Origin of the sequence: Sphingopyxis sp. BSNA05 (genome assembly GCF_013265645.1) — a bacterium.
Taxonomy (GTDB): Bacteria; Pseudomonadota; Alphaproteobacteria; order Sphingomonadales; family Sphingomonadaceae; genus Parasphingorhabdus.
In genome coordinates, this window is sequence record NZ_PYIA01000127.1 from 1 (window position 1) to 593 (window position 593).

Genomic DNA, 593 nt, shown 5'->3' on the forward strand with positions numbered 1-593 from the left:
AGCGAAGCAATCCAGTGCGGCGCGCGGGGCACTAGATTGCCGCGTCGCTGCGCTCCTCGCAATGACGGGGGCAAATAATGCCAACAGGATTAGTAGCCCTACTCGACGACGTCGCAGCCATTGCGAAAGTCGCTGCCGCGTCGATTGACGATATCGGTGTCGCCGCAACGCGTGCCGGCACGAAATCCGCTGGTGTGGTGATCGACGATGCGGCGGTTACGCCGACCTATGTCACCGGTTTTGATCCGTCGCGCGAATTGCCGATGATCTGGAAAATCACCAAGGGATCGTTCAAGAACAAACTGGTCTTTTTGCTACCCGCAGCGGTCCTATTGGGGCAATTTGCGCCCTTTTTGATACCGATCATCCTCATTTTCGGCGGATTGTTCCTCTGTTACGAAGCGGCCGAGAAGGTCCTGGAATTTTCCACGTCGACGAGTCCACAAAGCATGAGCAGCCCGCGATTATCGAGGGCCGGGGCGCGAGAAAGAGATGGTCTCGGGCGCGATCCGTACCGACCTGATCCTGTCCGGCGAGATCATGGCTATCGCGCTGTCCGAACTGACGACCAGGCTGGTGGGAACAGGCGATCA

General features: G+C 58.2%; 1 pseudogene. It reads left to right on the forward strand.

The features are described from left to right. Positions 1–77: 77 nt before the first annotated feature. A pseudogene (locus tag C8024_RS14970) lies at positions 78–593 on the forward strand (DUF808 family protein); the annotation flags it as partial.